Annotated in this window: 8 protein-coding genes; 6 read left to right on the top strand and 2 right to left on the bottom strand. The window is 62.0% G+C overall.

The genetic code is table 11. The annotated features are described in order from the left end of the window. The first annotated feature begins 7 nt into the window (after nt 1–7). From ATN38_RS11815 to ATN38_RS11795, 5 genes are all read left to right on the top strand, one after another. Entirely contained in the window at nt 8–1,312 is a 1,305-nt protein-coding gene (locus tag ATN38_RS11815) for an HNH endonuclease signature motif containing protein (RefSeq protein ID WP_218748050.1), read from the top strand. 123 nt (nt 1,313–1,435) lie between these two features. Further along, nucleotides 1,436–1,948, top strand: a complete 513-nt coding sequence (locus ATN38_RS11810; RefSeq protein WP_054801584.1) for a GNAT family N-acetyltransferase — start codon at nt 1,436–1,438, stop codon at nt 1,946–1,948. Nucleotides 1,949–2,041: 93 nt separating this feature from the next. Then, nucleotides 2,042–4,033, top strand: a complete 1,992-nt coding sequence (locus tag ATN38_RS11805; RefSeq protein ID WP_081305501.1) for a glycosyltransferase family 39 protein — start codon at nt 2,042–2,044, stop codon at nt 4,031–4,033. A gap of 34 nt (nt 4,034–4,067) precedes the next feature. Then, nucleotides 4,068–5,324, top strand: coding sequence for a hypothetical protein (locus ATN38_RS11800; protein WP_065456570.1), 1,257 nt, complete (start codon nt 4,068–4,070; stop codon nt 5,322–5,324). A 61-nt stretch (nt 5,325–5,385) separates the two neighbouring features. Then, nucleotides 5,386–5,889, top strand: a complete 504-nt coding sequence (locus ATN38_RS11795) for a GbsR/MarR family transcriptional regulator (RefSeq protein WP_003942377.1) — start codon at nt 5,386–5,388, stop codon at nt 5,887–5,889. Nucleotides 5,890–5,925: 36 nt separating this feature from the next. Here the strand turns inward: ATN38_RS11795 and ATN38_RS11790 are convergent, their stop codons facing one another. Together ATN38_RS11790 and ATN38_RS11785 are read right to left on the bottom strand one after the other, a co-directional pair. Beyond that, nucleotides 5,926–6,957 carry an iron-siderophore ABC transporter substrate-binding protein gene (locus ATN38_RS11790; protein ID WP_020969805.1) on the bottom strand — a complete coding sequence of 344 codons (1,032 nt, stop codon included), beginning with the start codon at nt 6,955–6,957 and terminating at the stop codon, nt 5,926–5,928. A 181-nt stretch (nt 6,958–7,138) separates the two neighbouring features. Next, complete coding sequence (locus ATN38_RS11785) at nt 7,139–8,998, bottom strand: DUF4012 domain-containing protein (protein ID WP_073513045.1); 1,860 nt, start codon at nt 8,996–8,998, stop codon at nt 7,139–7,141. A gap of 192 nt (nt 8,999–9,190) precedes the next feature. Between ATN38_RS11785 and ATN38_RS11780 the strand changes: the two genes are divergently transcribed. Further along, complete coding sequence (locus ATN38_RS11780) at nt 9,191–25,402, top strand: non-ribosomal peptide synthetase (protein WP_218748048.1); 16,212 nt, start codon at nt 9,191–9,193, stop codon at nt 25,400–25,402. Nucleotides 25,403–25,429 lie beyond the last annotated feature (27 nt).

Raw genomic sequence — 25,429 nt, 5'->3', positions numbered from 1 at the left:
GGATTCAATGAGTGTCTTGTTGTCGGATGTGGTGTCTGGTTCTGCGGTGGGGTTACGCGGACGTCTGTGGCGGTTGTCTGCTGCCGAGTTGCGCGCTGCTGCTGTCGAAGCGAGTGCGGAGATTCTTCGTCTCGAAGCTGTGCGTGTGGCGGTGGTGGACGAGTTGTCGTTGCGCCCGGATGATCAGGTGATTGCCAGTCGCGGTGTGGGGTCCTGGTTGGCGGCTAACACGATGCTGCAGGTTCGGGACGGGAAGAAGATCGCCGCGTTGGGTGCGGCTTTGCGGCCGTTTCCGGCGGTGGCTGCTCGGTTCGATGGCGGGGATTGCTCGTTCGAGCATGCGGTGTTGATCGTGGCGTTCTGCGAGTCACCGCCGAAGGGGATGCCGGAGGAGGCATTACCGAAGTGCATCGATTTGTTGTTGGCGGCTGCGTCGGGTGTGGAGGCGACGACGACGAAGGTGCGGAACGTGATCGCGACGTTGGAGCGGTTGTTCGAATCGGATGAGATTCCACCCGCCGAGGATACCGACCTCAACGAGCTGCGGATCGCGTCGACATTGAACGGTCGAGTGGTGGTGCGCGGTGATTTCGACGCCCTCACCGGTGAAATGTTGTTGTCGGCGTTGTCGAGTCTGACGATGCCGATCCCGGCACCGGATGGGACGCCGGATTCTCGGTCGGCGGCGAAGCGGACCGCGGATGGGTTCACGGAACTGATTCGCCGCTATCTCGATTGCGCTAAGACCGGCACCGATGGTGGTCAGCGGCCGCACGTGAACGTGCACATCAACGCTCGGGATCTGGCGGAGCATCGGGATTGCGCCGCCGCACCCGCTGCTTCTGATGACGGAATGGCTGTGTCGGATCTTGATGTCGGGCACATGCCCTGGCTCGGACCGCTGTCGGTGTCGCAGACCAGGCTTCTCGGGTGTGATTGTTTCCTGTCGACCGTTCTGCTCGACGATCACGGCGCGCCCTTGGATGCGAAACCAGGAAAGAGGTTGGTCACCGCCGAACAACGGACTGCGTTGATTGCCCGCGACAGAGGCTGCGCGTTCCCGGGTTGCACATGTGTACCGGCGTGGACTGATGCGCACCACATCCGGCACTGGGCGAACGGCGGCCCGACGGTGATGAACAACCTGGTGCTGCTGTGCCGTTCACACCACCGGTTGATGCACCGCAAATCAGGGTTCGTCGGGAAATGGGCGATCCGAATAGGCGCCGACAACAAACCGTGGTTCATCCCGCCGCCCTCGATCGACCCCGGCCAGCACCCGCGACCGGCCAACACCACATTCAAAACCTGACTGAATGGTGACACCCGTTCAGGCGCACAACTTCACGCCGATAGGCTTCAACTCGGAGATACACCCGGGTTGGGGCCTGGAGGCCGTGTTGTTGTGAACGGCTGCAGATATGGGGGAGGTCATATGGTTGTCGACGTTGTGCAAGCGGTCGAGACCGATGGGCCGGAGATTCTGGCGCTGCGGCACGCGGCAGAAGACTGGTTGGCAGAACGCGGAATCATCCAGTGGCGCCCGCGTGAAGTGTCTGTCGAGCAGGTCGGGGAGCAGATTTCGAGAGGGGAGTTCTTTGTTGCGCGAGACCGGGAACAGTCGAGGATTGTCGGTGCCCTGCGGTTGATCTGGTCAGACCCCGTGGTCTGGCCCAATTCGAACGATCCTGCCGGCTACGTGCACGGATTAGTTATCGATCGAGAATTCTCGGGCACCTCGTTGGGCGAACGCTTACTCGTCTGGGCCCATCGACGGTCCGCGCAGGAGAACGCGCAGTACCTGCGGCTCGATTGTGTAGAAACCAACGTGCGGTTGCGCCGCTATTACCGAGACGCGGGTTTCGCCGAGGTAGGGCGTCGTGACTTCGGAGACGATGCCGACAACGGGTGGTTCAGCGTCGTGCTGTTCGAGCGCTCCCTGACCTGATCCATTCACAGCAACTTTCCAGGCGGCTCCCAGTGCCGCCAGGGTTGGAGACGCGATCGTTGGCAGGACAGTAACTCGTGAAGGGACTTCCTGATGACCGCCGTTCTGCATCCGGCCCCGCGTCAGCGGCCGGCACCAACTGCCCATCGCGCGGAGCCCTCGCCGTCGTGGTTCCGCACGCGCAGTACGGGATTGGCGCTGACGATCCTGTTGGCAGCAACGGCAGTCCTGTATTTGTGGAATCTGACCGCGAGTGGCTACGCCAACACCTTCTACGCTGCAGCGGCGCAGGCCGGCTCCCAGAATTGGAAAGCGTGGTTCTTCGGGTCCCTCGATACCTCGAATTTCATCACGGTCGACAAACCGCCCGCTTCATTGTGGGTCATGGGTGTGTCCGGGCGAATCTTCGGATTTTCGAGTGCCAGCCTTCTAGTTCCGCAGGCATTGATGGGCATCGGATCGGTTGCGCTCGTATACGCGGCCGTCAAACGAGTGGCGTCGCCCGCTGCGGGTTTGGTGGCGGGAGCTGTTTTGGCAGCTACGCCCGCTGCCGCCCTGATGTTCAAGTTCGACAATCCTGATGCACTGTTGGTTCTGCTCATGACTCTCGCCGGCTACTTCGTTATTCGCGCCATGTGCACGGCGATAGGTCGTCGAGCCGCTATGTGGGTGGCGCTCGCAGGAGTAGCGCTGGGGTTTGCCTTTCTCACCAAGATGCTGCAAGGGCTGATGGTGTTGCCTGCATTTGGTGCCGCGTATTTGATCGCCGGACAGGTGCGCTTGCGGACTCGCCTGGTCCACCTGGTGATCGGTGCTGCGTCCGTTGTCATATCGGCTGGGTGGTGGGTGTTGGCAGTGTGGCTGTGGCCCGCTGATTCTCGCCCGTACATCGGCGGATCGACCAACAACAGCGTCATGGACTTGGTAGTGGGATACAACGGATTGGGTCGACTTTTCGGGAGCACCGGTGGCGGTGGCGGAATGGCCGGTGGCAGTGCAGGTTCGAGCTTCGGGGGAAGTGCCGGACTCGAACGGCTGTTCGGCAGCGAGATGGGTATCCAGATTTCCTGGCTTATTCCTGCGGCTTTGATTGCGCTGGTGTTCGGCCTGCTCGCCTGTGGGCGCGCACCGCGCACAGATCTTGTCCGTGCGTCGTTGATCCTTTGGGGTGGCTGGTTTCTCGTTACCGGCCTGATCTTCAGCTACATGTCCGGCACGATCCACCCCTACTACACAGTTGCGCTGGCGCCCGCCGTCGCGGGGATGATCGGGACCGGTGGATACGCTCTGTGGTTGGTCCGTGCCCGTTGGATCGGACGTTGCGGGTTGGCTGCGACGATGCTGGCCGCAGGAATCTGGAGCTGGGTGTTGTTGCACCGCAATGCCGACTGGCTGCCGATGCTGAAGTGGATTCTGTTGGCGGGCACTGTCGTCGGCGCGATCCTGGTTCTCGTGGGAGCTAAGGATCGATTTCGCAAGCTCGCTGTCGCTGGATTGATTCTTGGATCGTTGGCAGGGATAACCGGTTCTGCGTCTTACGCGATTGCCACTGCCGCAACAGCGCACGGTGGGTCCATCCCGACGGCCGGACCGACCGGCGCCGTGTCCGACTCCGGAATCGGCGGGGGAGGAGGTATGGGTGGGGGCCCAGAGCTGCAAAACGGTGACGCTCCGCCGAATTCTTCTGACGCGACTGTAAATCCGGCGTCGAACGGGCAAGAACTGAGTAGCGGCAGTGAAAGTACTTCCGAGTTGACGGCAATGCTGGTCAATGCGGGCACCACGTGGTCGGCCGCGACCAACGGCTCGCAAAGCGCAGCAACCTACGAGTTGGCCAGCAATACCGCGGTGATGGCGATCGGCGGTTGGAGTTCCGATCCCGCACCGACATTGGATCAATTCATCCAGTACGTGGCAGACGGAAAAATTCACTACTACATTGCCGGTGGCCAGGGCGGAAGCCAGAGAGAGGGCCAAAGCGGGGGCAGCACCTCGAGTGTCATCCAGGAATGGGTCGAAGCGAATTTCACGTCGACAACGGTGGGAAATTCCACGATCTACGACCTCAGCGGGTATGTCGGATAGCGACGTAGTTGTTGTGGTAGGCAATGATCGAGAAATGTCTGGGCGCAGCGCACACGAGTCGAACCGTCGCCGCGAGCAATGGACCTGGCGTGACGGGCTGGTGATCGTCTCGATCGTCGCCTTGGGAACTGTTGTCGCGGCGGTGACGAACGAAGACACGGGCACGTCGATTCCCGGCTGCGATTCGGTGGCATCGCCGGGTCCGCCGGTGCGTATCAACTACGGTTTTGCCGGTGAGCCCGGCTATGACGACCCGGACTATCCATGGTTCTCGGGACCGAAGGCCACCGCCATGAGCGACGCACTACTCGAATCGCTGCCTTCCGATGTCGACGTTGCATTTGCGAGTCCATCGAAATCGCTCGAGTTTGCGCCGATCCAGAATTACCGGGGTGCCTCGTTTCCTGACGGGGTCGACCCGATCGAGTTCAGCGGTTCTACGTCGGCGAAGGGAACCTTGACTCGCGTCGGGCGGACTGCGGATATCTCGGTTCAGGTGCGTGCATGGGATCAGCCGGTGCCGCCGTGCTTGGAGGGTCTGGTGGATCGGCGGGAGCATCTCGAAAACGGAACAGTGCTCGACATCGCCGATTTCGAGGACAGAGCCGATTTCGAAGACACGGACGGTTCGGAAGTCGGGGGCGAGCGCGGAGTCGTCGCGTATCTCGGTGATGGATCCCGGGTTGTTGCCAGCGTCGACACGTCGACCGGAACTTCGTCGGATGCTTCCCCGCTCTTGACGATGGACGAACTGATCGCGTTAGCGACCGCGCCGGGGCTTGCGGTGACTGCGCCGGTTCCAGACTCGACGCCGCCGCCGATGGCATCCTGCTACACCGATTCTGTGAATGCCGGTCCACCTGCGTCGCGCATGGATATCGACCGACTGAATCAGTTGCTCGATGCACGTTGGAAGGATCTCGGCGCGGCAGGCGTCACTTTGGAGCGCCCGCTCGGTTCGTTGGTTCCAGATGATTACGGACAGGGAGGAGTGTGCGAGCGGATCGTCGCCTCGACAGCGGACGGCAGCAGCGATGTCGAAATATCAGTTGGTACCGCTGTGCCGGAACCGGGTGACACACTGACGTTGCCAGGCTCCACCACCGTGACTCGCCTGGTCGATCCCGATGGCTCGGGCGATGACACGGTCCGGGTTGTTCACCCCTCCGGCGAAACAGTAGTGGTGACCCAGTTCGTGACATCGGCTGGCTCCACATCGGCGTCGCCTTTGACAATCGAACAGCTCGAGTTCATCGCAACCACTCCAGGGCTGGTGATTTCGGCTCGGTGACGGTGGTGCTGGCACAATAGTGGCGAATTGTTCGTACCCAGAGACGTCGGAGGCTCAACGAATGGGCGATGCCAGCCCTGCTCGCGGTGACGATTTCTCCACCTGGTTCATCGACCAGTTCTCCGTGTACTGGCAGTCCGGCGGTGGGGCCCGCATCGAAGGACGTATTGCGGGCTATCTGTTGATCAGCGAGTCGCCAGGGGTCAGCGCCGAAGAGTTGGCGCAGGCACTCGGAGCAAGTCGCGGATCGGTGTCCACCTACATTCGTCGGTTGATCGACCGGGGGTTCGTCAAGCTCACGCGCAAGCCTCGGGATCGGACTCACTACTACGTCATGGATTCCGACGTGTGGGGCGGATTCCTCGAAACAGAGCACGTGTATCTCGAGAATCAACGCAAGCTTGCGACCGAGGCCCTGCAGTACGCAAATCCCAACGGTCCCGCGTACATTCGCGTGCTCAACATGCGCGATTACATGGGGTGGATCATCGACAATCGCATGCTGAGCAGTGAGTGGATGCGATTCAAAGCTGAACGCGACGGCAAGAAACCCGCGTCCGAATAGGACGCGGGTTTCTCGATCGCACGATGCTGATCTACATCACTTGTTCAGCTTCGCGATTGCCTCGTCGATCATCGGCACGTAGCGCTCGAGCGACCAGGGCACGGTCAGAGGGTTGATCATCGAGGAACCGGTGACGAAGGGCTGTTCGGTCGGAGCGATGACAGTTCCCCGAGCCACAGCGGGGATTGCCTGGTAAGCGGGCTGCGCTTCGATCTCGGCCCGGTTGGCCGGGTCCGAGTAGAAGGTGAAGAGCAGGTCGGACTTGTCGAGGAGGTTTGCGTTCTCGAGGCCGATGACGGCCGAGTCTGTTCCTTCAGATTCCGTCAAGGTGTAGACGACGGGATCCACCTGCAGGCCAAGTGCGCGGACCATGGCCACACGCTGCTCTTCGGCGAAAAAGACGCCGAGGGTTCCTGGGCCCGTGTTGTAGATGAAGGAGAAGCTGACGTCGGCGTAGTTCGGATGTGCTGCAGTCGATTCCGCGAACTGCGACTTGATCTTGTCGATTTCGGACGTTGCCTTCTCGGATTCACCCATGGCTTTGCCGATGACGTTGATCTGGTCTTCCCACGTGATGGTCCAGGGGCTCTCGGCGTAGGCGACGGTCGGCGCGAACGCGTTGAGTGAGTCGAACTGCTGCTGTGTGATGCCGGACCAGGGGGCGAGGATCAGGTCGGGTTCGAGAGCGATGATCGCCTCGATGTTGAGATCGGTTCCGCCGGTGAACTGCTCTGGCAGTTCGCCACCTTGCTTCGTGACCGCTTCGTGGACCCACGGCAGATACCCGGTGTCGTCGCTGCCCCATGCGTACTTTTCGACGCCGACGGGGATCGTGCCGAGCGCGATTACGGTCTCCGCCGACCCCATGCCGAGAGTCACGATTCGCTCGGGCTTTTCGGTGATGACGGCGTTTCCGAGCGCACTTTCGATGGTGACGGTTTCGAAGTCGCTGCTGCTCGATTCGGTTGCGGTGTCGTTGTTACTGCATCCGCCGATTACCAGGGCGGCAATGACCAATCCACTCAGCGCCACAGTTCGGCGAAGTGAGCGCACACGGGCGTATCGCATGGGGAACCTTCCGTTGTCGATGCGCCGAGGAGTGAGACTCCGACGGATCGCAGCCGACGGCCGGTTCCAGGCGCGTCAGGAAGCATAGGCTAGCCTTTGCCAAAGTTTCAAATCTGCTGAAAGTTCACGAGCCCGACAAACGGCGACATGCCAGGGGCCTCGTCGACGTTTGCCGGTCAGCTCAGCAGCTAGGAACGTCGACGGTAATCTTCGGGTCGTCGACAAGCGGCTGGACCGGTACGCGAGCTTCGCCCTCGGCTGTGGGCTCGGTCAGATCGAACTTCAGCTCAACCGTCTGGCCTCGCGGAATGACGGCCCTGGTCATGTAGGCCGGGTGACCCTGTTCGGTTCCGTTGACGGCAAACGAAATCTGTCCACCCACGGAGACGGCATCGAGTTTGGCGCCGGCTGTCGCAAGCAGAGTGACTGCAGCCACATTGGTGCCATTGGGCAGTCGTCCGGGGTTGTCGACGATCCCGCTGACATATTCGGTCAGGTCGGCGTCGGGCGCGTTGTTGGTCAGTCGAACGGTGACCGTTGTCTTTCGGGTGTCGCCGGTGCACGTCTGGGCTGTGTAGTCGATTTCTCGTGTGAGGTAGTAGTCGAGCTTGTTGCCGGCTTGGTTGTTGATCACCACACCGGCATACGGAGCCGCATCATCGGGAATGGTGTGCCCGAGGACGGTGTCGGCAAGAACCGATTGTTCGTCGGGGTGAGAGCTCCACACTGCGATTCTGCCCTCGCTGACACCTCTGCCCAGAGCCTCCAGTAATGCGCTCGGCGACTTGATGTTCCCGGTCATCTTCGCCACGACACGGGCCGCGATTGTCTGCAGATACTGCTTTCGTGCCTTGTTGTCGGAGGGAAAGCGTGCGTACGCGGTCGACTCGGTCAACTCAACGACGTTGTCGGCGGTGACCGACTCTCCGTCCGGCATCTCTACTGGTCCCACCGCCTCGAGGAGGTAACTCAGTGCTATCGGATCGGTCGCTATCGCGCCGTCGACCAGCTCACCCCCGGACTCCTGTGACCACAGGGACTGCCAGATCTGCGCTGCGTAGGGAAAGTGCGAGCTGAGGTTGCTGTTGCGAAAATCGGTGGTCGGTCGACTGTTTCCGTACAGCTGGTTGAAGTCAGGACCAAGGTCTATCGGTTGATTGTCCAGTGTTAGTTCGGAGTTGGGGGAGAGTGTGTCCACCCGAGCGGCGCCGTTGTCGACTCGGACGATGCCGTATCCACCCAACAGGCCGCCGGTTCCTCGCGCTTCCGCATTGGTCTGGAAACCGATGAAGTAGTTGCGCGGTCCGTCGGTGCCGAGCATCGCCGGTGCGATGCGCGCCGCGGTGGCGGTGTTCGTCAGGAGGGTAGCCAGTTCGCTTGTCTGCGACTGTAATTCTGCTCTGGCATCGTTAACTCGGCCCAGGTACTTCGATTCGGGAACTTCCTGTGCCTGCGACGACAGCAATTCCGCGGCGATAGCTGTTTCGGCCAGTTTCGGTTCCGCTTCGCGTAACGGTGTGAGTGCCAAGCGCCCACCGGGCTGCACCAATTCCGTTGGTGCGAGTGAAGTTCCGGTAGTCACGGCAGGGCCGAGAACGTCACGCGTAAGCCCCTGAACGACCTCGGTCATCTGGCGCGTCGACTCGAACGGCGACCCGATGACGGGAATTGCGGCGGTGATGTTCCAGGGGAGTGAATGGGTGTTGTCGTATGCGGCCGATGCTTCGCGATCGGCTTCCGCCGCGGCAGACTCTGCGACTCCCGTATCTCCGGCCAGGAGAGCGCTCTTCGCCGACTGTGCGTGGTCGCGAGCCGCCTCCAGGTTGTCTTTCGCTTCGTATGCCGTGTACCCGAGCCATGCCACGAAACCGCCCACTACCAGCGTCGTTGCGGTGATCGCGACTGCCGTTCTACGGCTTCGGAGAAAAGCGGCCGCCCCCTTGGTTTCGCGCTCCGGGCCCCTCGGTGGGATGGTGTTGGAGCCGCTCGGTTCAGCCCCGGAATCGTCGTCGGACTTTGGTCCCACCGTGTCGTTGTTCATCCGCTGAAGCTCCTGACGTTTGAGTGCGTGAAAGCTGCGTCGACATGTCTAGCAGTGTTGGCCCAGTGGTGAAAACTTAGACGAGACAGTAGGGTTCGGTTCGGCCGTTCGTGGTGTTCGCTCCCATGGATTCACGTGATCAGCCACCGAACGTTCGTGAAAAACAAGGCTGGTGAAATGTGAGGTGACGGGTTGAGTGCTTTTCCGTTGTCTCGGGCTCAGCTCGCGCTGTGGTTCGCGCAGCAATTGAGTCCGTCAACTCCGTTCGTGGTGGCTCAGTACGTGGAACTACGCGGACCGGTTGACGTCGACGCGCTGATCGAGGCAACGAACACGGCATGTCATGAATTGGAGTCGCCGTTCGTTCGCCTCGTCGCTACCGATGCCGAGCCGGCACAGGTCGTCGATCATTCGATCGTCGACGATCTCGCATACCTCGACTTACGCAGCGACCGCGACCCGGTTCAGCGCGCGAACGAGTGGATGACAGCGGAATACTCACGGCCACTTGACGTGATGTCTGACCGCCTGATCTCGGCAACCTTGCTTCACCTGGCAGATGAGCACTACTACTGGTACTCGCACGCCCATCACCTCGTGCTCGACGGACATGCGGCGATGACACTCACCGCTCGGGTGGCCGAGCGCTATTCGCATCTGGTTCATGGCAAGACGCTGACTCCTTTCGGTGGTCTCGGGGTACGTGCACTGCATGACCTCGACGTCGATTACCGATCCTCGTCGCGGTATCGATCGGACGAGCAGTACTGGACGGAGATGTCCGAAGGCCTGCCCCGCCCGGTTCGCCTCGCCGACGGCGCCGGCCTGACGTCCATGCCGCAGCGCATGATGGTGCGGACACTGAATCCAACTCTTGCAAAACAGCTTTCGGATGTCGCGACCGAGTGGACTACCTCCGAGGTGGCGGTCCTCGTCGGTGCATTCGCGTCCTATCTCGGTCGCATGACTGATTCCGATGACGTAGTCCTCAGCTTGCCGGTGTCCGGCCGCACCACGGCGACGTCGAAACGTTCAGGTGGGATGCTGTCCAACATCGTGCCTGTTCGTGCGCAACTCGAACGGGATCTGTCGCCACGAGAACTGGTGCGTCAGATCTCGGTTCAGATGACCGGTGCACTACGCCACCAGCGATTCCGCTACGAGGACATGGGCTTCCAGGAGGGTCAGGGCGGATCCCGTGAGGCGGCGGGCCCGGCCGTGAACGTCATGATGTTTCACGAAGCCATTCGGCTCGGCGACGTCGTCGGCGAGTTTCACGTCCTCACATCCGGCCCCACCGAAGACCTGTTCTTCAGCATCTATCCGTCGATCGCGGGGGAGAACGTTCGCCTGTCCTTCGAAGCCAATCCGCACCTCTACAGCGAACGTGACCTGGCGATGCATCATCGTCAGTTCGTTCGGCTACTCGAGGGGTTCCTCGACTCGGCTACCCGTGCGCTCGGTGACCTCCGCATCCTCTCGACGGACGAAGTGAAGGATCTGGTCCCTGCGCTGGGTCCGCGGACGGACGGATTCGCGACGCTCGATTCGGTCATCAGAGGCGGCGCAGGGCAGGGGAGTGCTGTCGCGATCCGCGAGCAAGGTGTGGACGTCACTTACGACCAGCTCGGCGCTCGCGCGGATGCACTCTGCGCCTTGCTCGTGGAGAACGGAGTCGGACGAGGCGACGTCGTCGGGATCCTCACCGAGCGCTCGACCGATTCCGTAGTTGCATTCCACGCGGTAGTGCGGGCTGGTGCTGTCCTTCTTTACGTGGATCCTCAAACACCCTCCGAGCGTGTCGCTTTCATTCTCGACGACGCCGACGTGTCGGTTGTGGTCGGTGGCGAACTCGTGGACGTGCCGGCTTGGGTGTGCGTCGTTGATCCCAGTGGCGACGAGACCGTCGAAGGGCCGGTGGATCGACGCGTGGGGGCGGGTTCATCTATCGCCGACCTGTCTCTGGACGACACCGCCTACGTGGTCTACACCTCTGGTTCTACCGGGCGACCGAAGGGTGTCGCGGTCACGCACCGAGGCATTGTGCCGTTGCTGCGTTCTCACGCACGGCGTCTGAACATCGATAGTTCCTCCCGCGTCGCGCTCCTTGCAAACACATCGTTCGACGTGGCGATCCTCGAGATTCTGCTTGCGCACGGCTGCGGCGCGACCGCAGTGATCGTTCCTCCCGGATTGATCGGCGGAGTGGACCTCGAAGACTATTTGCGGCTCGAAGGTGTCACGCACCTGAACTCGACGCCATCGGTTCCGCTGACGATGGATCCTCGGAAACTGCCGGATCTTCGAGTGTTGAACGTCGGTGGCGAGCGACCGCCGGTGGCGCTCGTGGATGCGTGGTCGAGTCACGTCGACATCGTGAATTCGTACGGGCCCAGTGAAGCAACCGTCGCGGCATTCATGAGCGAGCCGCTCGCGCCTGGTGGTGATACTCCGATCGGGCGCCCGATCGACGGCGTTTCCGCTGTGGTGTTGGATTCGTCGTTGCTGCCCACTCCGGTCGGCGCCGCGGGGGAGCTGTACGTGATGGGACACGGACTGGCGCGAGGGTACCTTTCTCCGACGCTCACCGCGGAGCATTTTGTCGCTGCGCCCTTTGGTGCCACTGGTGCCGGCGAGCGCATGTACCGCACCGGGGATGTCGTGCGATGGAACGATGCCGGTCAACTCGAGTTCTTGGGTCGCTCTGATCAACAAGTCAAGATCCGTGGAGTACGCGTCGAACTGGGCGAGATCGAGGCTGTGCTCCTGTCGACTCCCGGCGTTGCGCAAGCAGCGGTGGTCGAGCGATCCGGGTCGCTTGCGGCGTATGTGACCGTGGCCGAAGGTGCAGCTCATCCGTTGAGCCAGACGATGGTGCTCGATCATCTGGCTTCCCGACTTCCTCGTTCCATGCTGCCGAGTTCGGTGACTATTTTGGCAGCATTGCCCGTCACGAGCCATGGAAAGACTGACCGTTCAGCGCTCCCCGAACTGGCGTCGTCCGCGCCGGCCGAGCAGCGCGCGGCGGTCAACCGTCCGATCGAGTACGACGAGGAATTGATTGCCTCGGTGATGGCCGAGGTCCTCGGCGTCGGAGTTCTCGGACCGCACTCCGACTTGTTCGCCTGGGGCGGTAGTTCACTCGACGCCGTGTATGTCGCCGCGCGAGTGAGTTCCGCCCTCGGAAGACGGGTTGGTGTGAGGGATGTGTTCGGTGCCCCGACGCCGGCGCGCCTGGCCCGGGTGATCCGTGCGGGGCGGGCGGAGTGGGTGGAGGAACCCCAGCGCATTTCGGACGACCTCGTCGTGGAAATCGCACCGGCGCAACAACGCCTATGGTTACTGAACCGTTTGGATCCCCAGTCGTCGGCGTACAACATTGCGTTCGAGGTCGCGTTCAGTGGTGCTCTGGATATCGAGGCGATGAGGATGGCGGTAGGTGACCTGACCGATCGCCATCTCGTCTTGCGTACTGTTTTCTCGTTCGACCAGAATCACGACGCGTGGCCGATCCAGGTTGCGACCGCGACTCCGGTGACTCTGATCGAGGTTGCGTCCGAGGATTACGAGGCTGCGTCAGCGGATTTGGTTGCGGCGGGTTTCGACCTGGCGACCGATGCGCCTCTTCGCTTGATCCTCGCCTCCGGCAGCGATGCCGACCACCGCATGACCGTGGTTGCCCATCACATCGCCCTGGACGGCCTTTCGTTCGCGACGATCGTCTCGGACCTCATCGCGGCGTACGACGCTCGCGCCGACGGACGGTCGCCGATCTGGCCTTCGCCCGCTCTCGACTACCGCGACTATTCCGCTTGGCACAGAACCATTCTCGGTGATCCCGCGGATCCACAGAGCTTGGCAGGACGCCAGCTGGAATTCTGGTCCGACACACTCGCCGGTGTTGATCCGACTCTGGTGCTTCCCGTGGACAGATCCCGCCGGCCGGACCAACCGTCGTCGGCTCGGGACGTGACGTTCGAGTTGCCCTCACCTATCCATGCGGCGCTGAACGAGATCGCTCGCGCGCACGACTGCACAACCTTCATGGTGTTGCACGCTTGCCTTGCGATCGCACTGAGCAAGATCACCGGTGCGTCCGATGTGGTCATCGGGACCCCGACCTCCGGACGAACGCATCCTTCGTTCGACGGTGTCGTCGGTATGTTCGTCGGGACCGTCGCGCTGCGAACGCTCCTTCGCGGCGGAGACACGTTCGGTGAGTTCTTGACTCGGGTGCGCGAGGTTGATGTGGCGGCCCTGTCCAATGCCGACGTCCCGTTCGACTGGGTGGTCGACCGTGCGGTCGATGGGGGCGTAGGTGAGAAGAATTCTTTCCTCCGAGTTGTTCTCGCTGTCGATCCGGTAGCGCCCGACTCCGAGATCGCGATGGGAACTCTGACGGCGCACGGCACTCCGCTACCCCCCGTGCACCCTCGCTTCGACCTCGAAGTGACGGTGCGCGAGGATCGTACGATTGACGGCGACGCGAGCGGTGTTCGCGGCACTTTCCGATATGCCGCCGATCTGTTCGATGCAGGCACCGTGCAGAGCTGGGTCGAGCGGCTTCGTCGAGTGTGTGGCTCGATTACCGAGAACTCGTCAATCATGCTGCGTGACATCGATGTTCTCAGTGTTGCGGAACGCGAAGAATTGTCGGCTCGGGTGCCGGCGCCGTCGATTGTCGCGCAGTCGCTGCCTGACCTCTTCGGGGCCGTCGCAGCCCGGCATCCGAATGCAATCGCGGTGTCGAGTGGCGATACTCGCGTCACCTATGAAGAGGTGCGAGTTCGTTCGGAGGGCCTTGCCGCTGTCTTGATCGATCGAGGAATTCGAGTCGGTGATCGCGTGGCGGTCGCCCTGCCTCGATCGGTCGACCTCGTCGTAGCCATCATCGCTGTCGTTCGCGCGGGCGCGACGTACGTACCGATCGACTTGCAGTATCCCGACGCTCGTATCCACTACGTACTTGCCGATGCAGGCCCGAAAGCGATTCTGTCGACGGACGAATCTGCTGGGCGGTTCGTTGGGTACGAGCAACTTGTCATCTTCGTGGACGAGACGACGGACGCTACGGCCGACTGGCCCGTTGCACAGTCGGAGTCCGCCGCCTACGTGATCTACACTTCCGGATCGACCGGAGCTCCCAAAGGCGTAGTGGTGTCTCAGGACAACGTGTTGGCGCTGCTCGCCTCGACCCGAGAGATCTTCGACTTCAACGCCGAAGATGTATGGACGATGTTTCATTCGTACGCATTCGACTTCTCGGTCTGGGAGATGTGGGGTTCGTTGACCACTGGCGGATCCCTCGTGATCGTGGACGGTGATGTCGCGCGCTCACCCGAAAGATTCGCGGATCTGATTGTGCGGGAACGAGTGACCGTTCTCAATCAGACCCCGGCCGCCTTCTATGCGTTGGCGGAAGTCACGCAGGAAATGCTGCTTCCGCTCCGGACGATTGTTTTCGGCGGTGATCGCCTCGACGCCGGCCGCGTGGAGGCTTGGTTCGATCGGCACCCGGACGTGCGGGGCGTCAACATGTTCGGAATCACCGAAACCACAGTCCATGTCACCAGTTTCGATCTTGTCCCCGGTGACGAGACTGTCTCGCCGATCGGGTCCCCACTACCAGGGTTGCGCAGCTACGTACTGGACGCGTCGTTGAAGCCCGTCCCTCCGGGATCTGTCGGCGAACTGTATGTTGCGGGTCCGCAGGTGGCCGAAGGCTACTTGGGTCGACCCGCGATGACGTCTTCGCGATTCGTGCCTGAACCCGGATTCGATGGATCACGGATGTACCGCAGCGGCGATCTGGTCCGTTGGCGAGCCGGCCGACTCGAATATGTTCGCCGCGCCGACGGTCAGATGGCACTGCGCGGTTACCGCATCGAACCGGGCGAGGTCGAATCCGCGCTGTTGGCTCACACGTCGGTGGAGCAGGCCGCGGTAGTGGTGAGAGAACTCGACAGCGGGCCGACTTTGGTCGGTTACATCACCCCGGGGAGCGGACACGACCTCGACGGCGTCTTGCGGACTGCTCGTTCGTTGCTGCCCGCGCACATGGTTCCGTCGGCTTTGATGGCGCTCGCGTCATTACCGGTCACGATCAACGGCAAAATCGACCGAGCATCGTTGCCGACCCCGGTGTCTCTCACGCAGCCGACTCGGCAGTCGCGAGACTTCTTCGAGCAGACAGTCGCAGCTATTCTGAGCGATTTGATGGAAGTTCCGCATGTCGATCCGGTCCGGAACCTCTTCGATCAAGGCGCCAATTCCTTGATCGCCACTCGTCTTTCGTCGCGTCTGAACTCCGCCCTGGGCTGCAACCTCGACGTCCGCGATGTGTTCGAGCACCCATCCGTCGATCAGCTCGCAGACATCGCTGCTGCGCGGATAGGTGTAGGGCGAACCGGCGCGGAGCACGCGTCTGACGTGTCCTTGGGGCCTCGTTCGGACAACACGGAAGTGCACCTGTCAGCTTCCCAGCATCGAATGTGGATTCTGAATCAGTTGGATACAGACTCCGCCGGATACAACATCCCGATCGTGCTGCGCTTGGCAGGCGAGCTGGACGTGGTTGCGGCCGAACTGGCAATTCGTGACGTGATCAATCGCCATCGCACTCTGCGGACCGTGTATCCGGTTGTCGGCGGCGGCCCGGTTCAGACGGTGCTCGACGCCGAGGATGCGCTTCCGGCCTTTCAGCTCGAGGCACTCGACGGCGGCGACGCCGAGAATTGTGTAGCAGTACTGGTGGGTTCGGGCTTCGATGTCACCGTTGATCCGCCCGTACGTGCGGCACTTCTCCAGGTTTCACCCGTCGAGCACATCCTGGCTGTCGTCGTCCATCACGTTGCCGCCGACGCTCGATCGCTCGAATTGTTGGTCCGCGACTTCACTGCGGCGTACATCGCCCGCTCGGCGCAGCACGCTCCGCAGTGGTCGCCGCTCGCGCTCGAATACTCCGATTACAGTGCATGGCAAAGGGAATCGGGGATTCCCGAGACGGTACGCAGCTACTGGATGCAGGCTCTCGAAGGACTTCCCGAGCAGGTGACGCTTCCCCTCGATCGTCCACGTTCGACGTCCGCCCGTGCGTCGAGCTGTCGGGTGGAGATCTCAGGTTCGGTACGAACGGGCCTTCAGACACTCGCACGATCGAACAACGCGACCATGTTCATGGTTGTCCACGCCGCTCTCGCGGCGCTGTTGGCGAGGTACAACGGTAGCAATGACGTAGCTGTCGGCACTGTTGTGTCCGGACGCGTCACACCTGAACTCGACGAGCTGGTCGGCATGTTTGCCGGCACGATTGTTCTTCGAACCGAAGTCGATCCGTCGAACTCGTTCGGCCGGTTGGTCGAGCAGGTTCGTCAGCGTGACGTAGCGGCGTTCGCGCACGCAGAGATGCCCTTCGAATCGCTGGTCGATCTGATCGACCCATCGCGATCGCGTTCGCGACATCCGTTGTTCCAGGTGGCGCTCTCGTTCCGAACTGCTGAGACCGCCGCGTGGTCGATACCAGGGCTGGACATCACACAGATTGCTCCTGAAGTCAGGCACGCAAATTTCGATCTGCAGGTCAACGTCACGGACGAGGGGGTCGGGGGCGAACTCGGTCTCGAATTCGTCTACAACGCTGATCTATTCGATGATCTGACGGTATCGAGCTTTGCGGGCCGGTTCGAGCGCTTCCTGAATCAAGTGTCTGTCGACCCGAATGTCACCGTAGGGCAAATCGACCTGTTGGACAGTGCGGAACGAGCTCTTCTCGTCCCCGCACACGGCGCGGTCGACAGGCCTGATCGATCTCGACTTTCCGGTGCGACACTTGCCTCCATGCTGCGCTTCGGCGTCGAATCCGCCCCGGACGCTGTGGCGGTCGAGGGTGAGGGCAACACACTGACTTACCGGGAACTCGATGCCCAGTCGGATGTCGCAGCCGACGAGTTGCGCTCCCGGGGAGTTGGAGTCGACCAGGTCGCTGCTTGGACTGCAGATCGGTCGATTGCGTCGATCGTGCAACTGTGGGCAATCGCGAAGGTCGGTGCAGCTCCGGCATTGACGGACCCGGAACAGCCGCAGGCGCGAGTACGCGATGTCCTCGAAACACTGGGCACCGGAGCGATCGGCGGCCGCAACGCTGGTGGTGAAGACGCTGGTGCTGAAGACGCTGGTGGTGAGAAAGTCACCGACTCGGTGCGCGAATATTCCGAGAACCTGGCGGCCTACGTAGTTTTCACGTCAGGAACGACCGGAACCCCCAAGGCTGTGGTCGTGACCAACGGCGGGCTCGGTGTGATCGCCGAAGACCTGCCCGGTCGATTCTCGGCTGGGCCAGGTTGTCGCGTATTCCATCGCGGAGCGCCAGGATTCGACATGACGTTGCTCGAGGTGCTCATCGCGAGTGCGTCCGGGGCCACGCTCGTTCTGGCGAAGAACGAAGAACTGTTCGGCTCGGGACTCGCATCAGCACTGAGGCGCGAGCGAATTACTCATCTGTGCGCCACACCTACTGTCGTCGCCTCGATCGGCGATCCTTCGCTGCCGGACCTTTCCACGGTGATGTTCGGGGGCGAGCGACTCGGCGGCGCGTTGGCGAAGCGCTGGCAAGCCGGACGCCGAGTCATCAACGGATACGGACCTGCCGAGTCGACGATGTATTCGCTTGCTACCGAACCACTGTCGATCGAACAACTGTCGGGTGACACTCACGACGGATCGATCGGGTATCCACTGGCCGGGGTCGACGCCGTCGTGCTCGATGATCGACTCGAACCGGTGCCGCCGGGAGTCGCCGGCGAACTGTATCTCTCAGGTCGAATGCTCGCTCGCGGTTACGCCGGCCAACCGGCCCGAACTGCGGAACGATTCGTGGCAACCGGTTCAGGCGCCCGGATGTACCGGACGGGCGATCTGGTGATGTGGAAGCCGCAAAGCCCCAAATCCGAGGGAAATACGTATCGCCTGCATTATCTCGGGCGAACTGACGTGCAGGTGAAGGTCAACGGAGTCCGGATCGAACCGGGTGAGATCGAGGCAGTCATTCAGTCTGTCGCGAACGTCGACTTCTGTGTCGTCGGGGTTCGGTCGGCCGAAGGTGGAAGTCCTCTGTTGGTCGCCTACGTGAGAAGTTCAGGTGCCGAAAGAGTTGACACTGGTCAACTTCGCGCTGCCGTCGCAGAAGTCCTTCCGACGTACATGGTTCCGCATGCCATCGTCGACATCGAGGGCGAGCTTCCGATGCGGAACGGCAAGGTCGACTTCGCCCGTCTCCCGTCTCCGACACTGGATGCTTCCCGTGCAGAGGGGCCGGCCACCGCCACCGAACGTGTTGTAGCCGGAGCTTTTGGTTCCGTCCTCGGTGGGAATGAGGACGACCGCGACGCAGACTTCTTCTCGCTCGGGGGCAACTCGCTGTCGGCCGCGGAGGTTACCTCGCTCCTGAGTAGTACTCTGGGGCTGGTTGTTCCGCTCAGGACCGTATTCGAGCATTCAACAGTTGCGGCGTTGGCAGCCCGGCTCGATTCGCTCGAGCAGAACGACTCGGTGACCGATCTTGTCCGACTGGAACCGCGCCGCGATCCCACGCCCGCACCCCTGTCACGAAACCAGCGTGCGATGTGGGTACTGAATCAGCGGAACACAGCGAGCGGTGCGTACAACCTGCCGATCTGCATCGAGATCGACGGTGAACTCGACGCGGCCGCGCTGCGTCAGGCAGCGACGGATCTTGTCGGTCGTCATGACGTCCTCAGAACCCGGTATCCGGGCACTCCACCGGTTCAGGTCGTGGAACCTCCGACCTCTGTGACAATGGAAACGCGGCTGGTCGCCGACATCGAGGTCGAGGTGCTGCTGCGAGAGTTCGGCTCGCGCGGTTTCGATGTAGCGGCAGACCTGCCGGTGCGCTGGATGCTGCTCCAGGTGTCACCGGTCCGGCACGTTCTGGCAGTGAGCTTTCATCACATCGCAGTCGACGGGGTGTCGATGCGAACGGTGGTCGGCGACCTGCTGACCGCGTACGGCAAGCGACGAGCTGGACTGGATTCGCAATGGTCTCCGTTGCCGATCCAGTACGGGGATTTTGCCGCGTGGGAGGCAGCACGTGACGTTTCCCCTGGCGTCGAGCAGTTCTGGCGCCGAACGCTCGACGGTGTGACATCTGTGTCTCCGCTGACGGTGGATCACTCCGATGGCGGGCCGGATACCCTAGCGCAGCGAGTGAACTTCGTGATACCAGCCGTCATCACCTCGGCACTGCAGGCGCGAGCCGACCGATTGAAGGTCTCGCTGTTCGCGGTAGTTCATGCGGCGTTGTCGGTGGTGCTTGCCAAGCTGAGTGGAAATCCCGACGTCGTGATCGCCACAGCTGTCGACGGACGGCGGGCGCCTCAGCTCGACGGCGTGGTCGGCATGTTCGTGGATACGGTGCCTCTTCGCCTTCGGATCGACGGGGACGTGCCGATCGATCTTCTGTTGGGTGCAGCTTTCGATGCTGATGTGGCAGCGTTCGAAAACAGCTCTGTTCCTGCCGAATTGGTTGGTGAGCTGCTCGGTGGACGAACTCCCCAGATTGCGCTGGGTCTGCAGAACTTCGCGATCCCTGCCGTGGAGGTTTCCGGTCTCACGATCGAGGCTCGCGAAATCGAGACCGCGACAACGAAGTTCCCCATGCATGTCTCGCTCGCACCCGCTGTCGACGGTTCATTGACCGGAGCGCTCATCTATGCCGCGAGCGCATTCGATCCTTCGAGCGCCGACGCCGTTACCCGACAGCTGTCGAGAGTGCTCACCTCGATTGCCGAGGATGTGCCAGTACTCGTTTCGGATCTCGCGGTGGGCGCGGCGCCCAGTTGGACTGCTGCCGAGGTCGATTCGTCCCGCACGCTGACCGAGATCTTCGCCGCCACCGCGGCGCGATTCCCGAACAACATTGCTCTCGACGACGGACACCGCACGGTGACGTATGCCGAACTCGACTCTGCCTCGGATGCCCAAGCCTGGGAACTGGTGGCTCGGGGAGCAGGACCGGGTGCCGTGTACGAGATTCCGGCGGTGCGGACTATCGCGTACCTGGTCCGAATGTTGGCGATCTCGAAAACGGGAGCGGCATTCGTGCCGATCGACCCCGACCTGCCACCGGCACGTCTGAAGCAGCTGCGCACAGTCCTCTCCGATCGCAGCCCTGTTCCCGGTCGGCAGTATCCGGATTCAGTCGCGTACGTTGTTCACACGTCCGGGTCGACCGGTGAACCGAAAGGCGTTGCAGTCACCCACCGAGGACTGGGCCTGCTGACCGACGATGCTGTCCGCAAGTACGGCGTGACCTCGGACTCGGTTGTGCTGCACGGTTACAAACCGACGTTCGATGCAGCAATCCTCGAGATGATGTTGGCGATCGGCGCCGGGGCTACCTTGGCGGTCGCTCCTCGGGAGGCTTTCGGCGGAAGGGCACTCGAAGAATTCGTCGCAGAACGCGGCGTCACTCACATGTTGTCCACTCCAGCCGTACTCGACACGATGGCTCCAGAGCGGTTCGATTCGCTCGAGGTGGTGGCAGTCGGTGGCGATGTGCTCTCACCTTCCACCGCGCGTGCGTGGAGTCGCCGCGCGCGAATGCTCAATGCGTACGGACCGACGGAATGCACGGTGGTCACCACTGTCGCCGAGGTGGATCATCGGGTCACCATCGGAGTCCCGCTCGCCGGAATCGGTGCAGAGGTGCTCGATACGCGACTGCGTCCGGTGCCGTGGGCCGGGATCGGTGAGTTGTACGTCAGCGGGCCCGGGCTTGCGATGGGCTATGCCGGAGATCCTGCCGGCACCGCCACGTCGTTCATCGCAGCACCCGGTGGGCACCGCCGTTATCGGACCGGTGATCTGGTTCATCGCCGCACGGATGACAGGCTCGGATTCGTCGGACGCTCCGACCGTCAGATGAGCGTGCGAGGAATCCGCGTCGAGCCCGCCGAAATCGAATCAGCTCTGCGTCGGTGCACGGGCGTCGAGGCTGCGGCGGTTGTCCTCGTCGACGACATCGCCGTTGCGTGCGCGGTCGGCGATGGTGTGGAGGCGGATCAGCTGACAATCGAGTTGGCCGCGATGTTGCCTGCGTATCTGATGCCCGGCCGCGTGGTCGTATTGGAGTTGATCCCGCTCACGACGAACGGAAAACTGGACGCAGATGCGTTGCGGCGCCATGTGTTCGAGAGCCAGGCGCCCGATGCAGCAGTGACGGTTTCGGAGGAACTCGTCACCGCTGTCATGTCGGAACACGTGTCCGGAAGTTTCGGCGCTCTGCACAACCTGTTCGAATCAGGTGGTGATTCGTTGGCCGCGGCAGCGGTGGCAGGTCGACTCGCCTCGATCTTCGCGCGAGATGTGCCTGTTCGCGCCGTCTTCGACAATCCGTCGCCGCGAGCGATGTCTCAGTGGCTGTCGGCGAGCGCGTCCGATGGCAAACGCCGCGAACTGACTCGACGTGATCCCGGCAAGCCGGCCCCGCTGGCGCCCTCGCAACAACGACTCTGGCTGATCAATCAGCTTCAGCCGGAATCGACTGCGTACAACCTGACGTTTGCAGCGGTCCTGGCAGACGACGTCGATCGTTCGGTCTTGAGCAGCGCGCTCGGCGACGTCGTCGATCACCATGCCGTTTTGCGAACTGTCTGTGTTCCGGGTGAATTCGGTCCGCAACAACTTGAAATGGACTCTGTTGCATTCGATCTCACTGCGGTACACGTCGGCGATATCCGTGCGAGCGCTTCGGCATTCGCGACTGTGCCGTTCGATCTCGAACGAGATGTTCCGTTCCGTGTGCGTGTGTTCGCCGAAAAGGCAGGAGTCGACTCTGCAGGACTGACGGTCCTGGTCATCGTTGTTCACCACATCGCGATCGACGGAGCGTCGATGGGCCCGATCCTGACCGATTTCGTGGCAGCCTTCCAGGCCAGGTCGGCAGGTCTTCCCTGGGATCGCTCGTCGGGGGAGATCAGCTACGGCGACTACAGTTACTGGGCGAGAGAGAGCTTGGGTGACCCCGAGGATTCTCTCAGCATGGCTCACCGGCAACTCGACTATTGGTCGGACGCACTTTGTGGCGTCGAGGATGTGTTGGCTCTACCCGTCGACAACCCCCGGAGTCCCGTGTCTTCACGATCCGAGGAGATGGTGACGGAAGTCCTCGATGGCGCCAGCTACGACGCGTTGTCGGCGTTGGCTCGTTCGCATGGCGTCACGGTATTCATGGTCGTCCACAGCGTGATCGCCGTGCTGCTCGCTCGCGAGTGCGTCACGGACGACGTCGTGGTGGGAGCAGCTGTGAGTCTGCGGAACGATCCGGCGCTGCTGAGCGTCGCCGGAATGATGGTGGGTACTGTTGCATTGCGCACGAGGATCAACTCCACCGATCGCTTCGCTGCTGTTCTGGACGAGGTTCGCCGTGTCGATCTGGAAGCAATGGCGAACGCGGACGTCTCGTTCGACGACGTCGTTGCGAAGGTCGATCCGCCGCGCAGGATGAACGAGCATCCGCTGTTCACGGTCATGCTGGCGTACCGGCGAGCGCTGGAGTTGCCGCAGATCGACGGCATTACCGTCTTCGACATCGACAATTCAGGGGCGTCGACTGGTTACGACTTGACGTGGGACCTGGTCGACACCGGTGACAGTCTGACTATTCGATTGCTGTATGCGACGGACAAGTTCCGCGAGTCGACCGCGGAACTGTTCATGCAGCGGGTGAGACGTATCGCCGAATCAGTGACCGCGGAACCCGAGATTGTGATCGGGGAGATCGAACTGCTGTCCGGACTCGAACGCTCGGCGCTGACTGCTGCGAATCCTCGCCACGTCGAACCTCTGACGATTGCCGACATTTTCGAACGCGCTCTGCGTCAGGCGCCCGACGGCGTCGCGCTGGAAGAGAACGGCAGACGCTGGACTTACCGCGACCTGCACGAGGAGTCGTCGCACTGGACACGCGAGTTGGTGGTCCGAGGAATCGGACCCGACGACGTGGTGGCCGTTGCGCTCGGGCGCGGGCATCTGTGGATCGTTGCGTTGTGGGCAGTAGCGCGTGCAGGCGCAGCGTGGCTGTCGCTCGATCCGGCGCTGCCGACAGCGCGCCGGCAGACGATGGTCGAGGAATGCGGTTCGGTTGTCGGTTTGACAGCGGGAGGTGCATCCGAGAGTTTGCCCGAGTGCGTCGAGTGGGTGGCGATGGACGAATCCTGCACTGCTGGTGGCGCTGCCGAGGTATCGGCAACGCCGGCTCACCCCGACAACCTCGCCTACGTCATCTACACGTCGGGTTCCACGGGAAGACCCAAGGGCGTGGAGGTTTCACACCGCGGAATCATGAACGTCTGCACCGCACACGCCGAGATCGCCGAGCTCGAGCGTGGCCCCCGAGTCCTGCAATTGGCGTCGTCGACCTTCGACGCGTCGGTGATCGAGATCCTTCTCGCGGCTGCAGGGTGTGGAACGCTGATTCTGACTCCCGACTTCGTCTACGGGGGAGAAGAACTCACGAATCTGCTGATAGCCGCCGACGTAACACATCTGATCGTGACGCCGACGGTCCTGGCGACAGTCGATCCGGATGCAGTGCAACCGTTGATCGTCGAATCGATGGGGGAGCCGCTCTCTGCGCGCCTTGCGTCGGCGTGGTCACCCCGACATCGCATCGTCAACGGATACGGACCGACCGAATCAACGATCGCGGCATCGATTTCCGCACGGATCACTGACGCGGACGTCACTGTCGGCACTCCAGTCCCTGGTACGACAGCATTTGTTCTCGATCAGAGGCTCCGACCGGTTCCGGATGGCGTTGCGGGAGAACTGTTCCTCGCCGGTGAGAATGTGGCACGGGGGTACGTCGCTTCCCCGGCTCTGACGTCCGAGCGCTTTGTTGCCAATCCTCATGCGGTGGGGACTCGGATGTATCGCACGGGTGACCTCGTGCGTCGTAGGCGTCACGACCGAGCGCTCGAGTACCTGGGTCGCAACGACGCGCAGGTGAAGGTGCGGGGTGTCCGCGTGGAACCGGCGGAGGTCGACGCGGCCCTGTCAAGCCATGGAGCAGTGGCCTTCTCGGTAACCGTCGTCTGTGACGACGGGCACGGAGCCGCTGAACTCCGGTCGTACGTAACGCTGGCGGAAAACGGTTCGGCGACGGAATCGGAGCTTCGCGGGTTCGTCTCCGGCCTGCTGCCGAAGCACCTGCTGCCTTCGTCGGTGACGATAGTGGGCGAGGTACCGTTGCTCGCTTCGGGGAAGATAGACGCAGCGGCACTTCCTGCTCCTTCACCGCAGCCAGGGTCGAGTGTGGATCGACCCATCTCGGATACCGAACGTCACGTGGCACAGGCATTCGAGGGCGTGACCGGCGCGAAATCGGTCGGCCGCTACGACGACTTCTTCGAGCTCGGCGGGACATCGATGGGTGCAGTTCGAGTGGCGACGCGCTTGCGTGAGAGCCTTAACAGGGAATTCCCGGTTCAATGGATCTTCACCGACCGAACTGTGGCGGAGCTTGCCTCTCGGATGGATCTCGTTCATGCCGATGTCTTCGAGGGTGATTCGCTTCGTTCGGATCCGCTGGACACGGTCGTCATGCTCGGCGGCGACCCCGATGACCAACGGCCGCCGTTGTTCTGTGTGCATCCGGTCAGCGGAATCGCCTGGTGCTACGCCGGACTCGTCGGTCAGCTGCGGGGTCGACGGGTGTACGGCATCCAGGCAACGGGAGCAGGTGAATTGCCAGGCACGGTGGCGGAGTTGGCGTCGGGGTACGTCGATGCCGTACGGACGGTGCAGCCATCGGGTGAATACCATCTACTGGGTTGGTCTGCCGGCGGAACGATCGCGCTCGAGATGGCGAGCCAGCTCGAAGAGGCCGGCGATCTAGTCGGTTCGGTTTTCATGCTCGACGCGCTGTTACCGGAGATGATGCCATCGGTACAAGCGGCTCCGAAACCTTCCGAACTGTTCGCGCAGATCGGGCTATCCGAGGTTGAAACTGAAACTGCAGCACTGACTTTCACAGACGTTGCGGCAGAGATCCGAAGGCAGACCGGTATGGATTTCCTTTCCGATACGGTACTCGAATCCGTAGTGGGTCGGGTGGAAAAACTGTCGCGAATCGTTCGGGACCACACGCCGAGGCACTATTTCGGGTCAGTGGAACTGTTTGTGGCGCAGCATGATCTGCCTGAACATCGTCACCTGGTCGAAAGGTGGTCCGAACTGGTGGGGCCGTTGCGGGCGTACCTGGTCGACTGCTCCCACTCGGAAATGTCGAGCACTGAGGTGTTGGCGGAGGTCGCCCAAGTTCTCGTCGGCTATCTCGAAGGTGTCGATTCGGATTCGAAGGATCGCAATCATACTGGGGTGCAGTAGATCTAACGTGCCGGGACTTTGGTCCGG

It is taken from the genome of Rhodococcus sp. FH8, from assembly GCF_019266085.1.
Taxonomy (GTDB): Bacteria; Actinomycetota; Actinomycetes; order Mycobacteriales; family Mycobacteriaceae; genus Rhodococcus_F; species Rhodococcus_F qingshengii.
The sequence above is the reverse complement of the archived record's forward strand: the minus strand, read 5'-3'. Positions and strand labels throughout refer to the sequence as shown.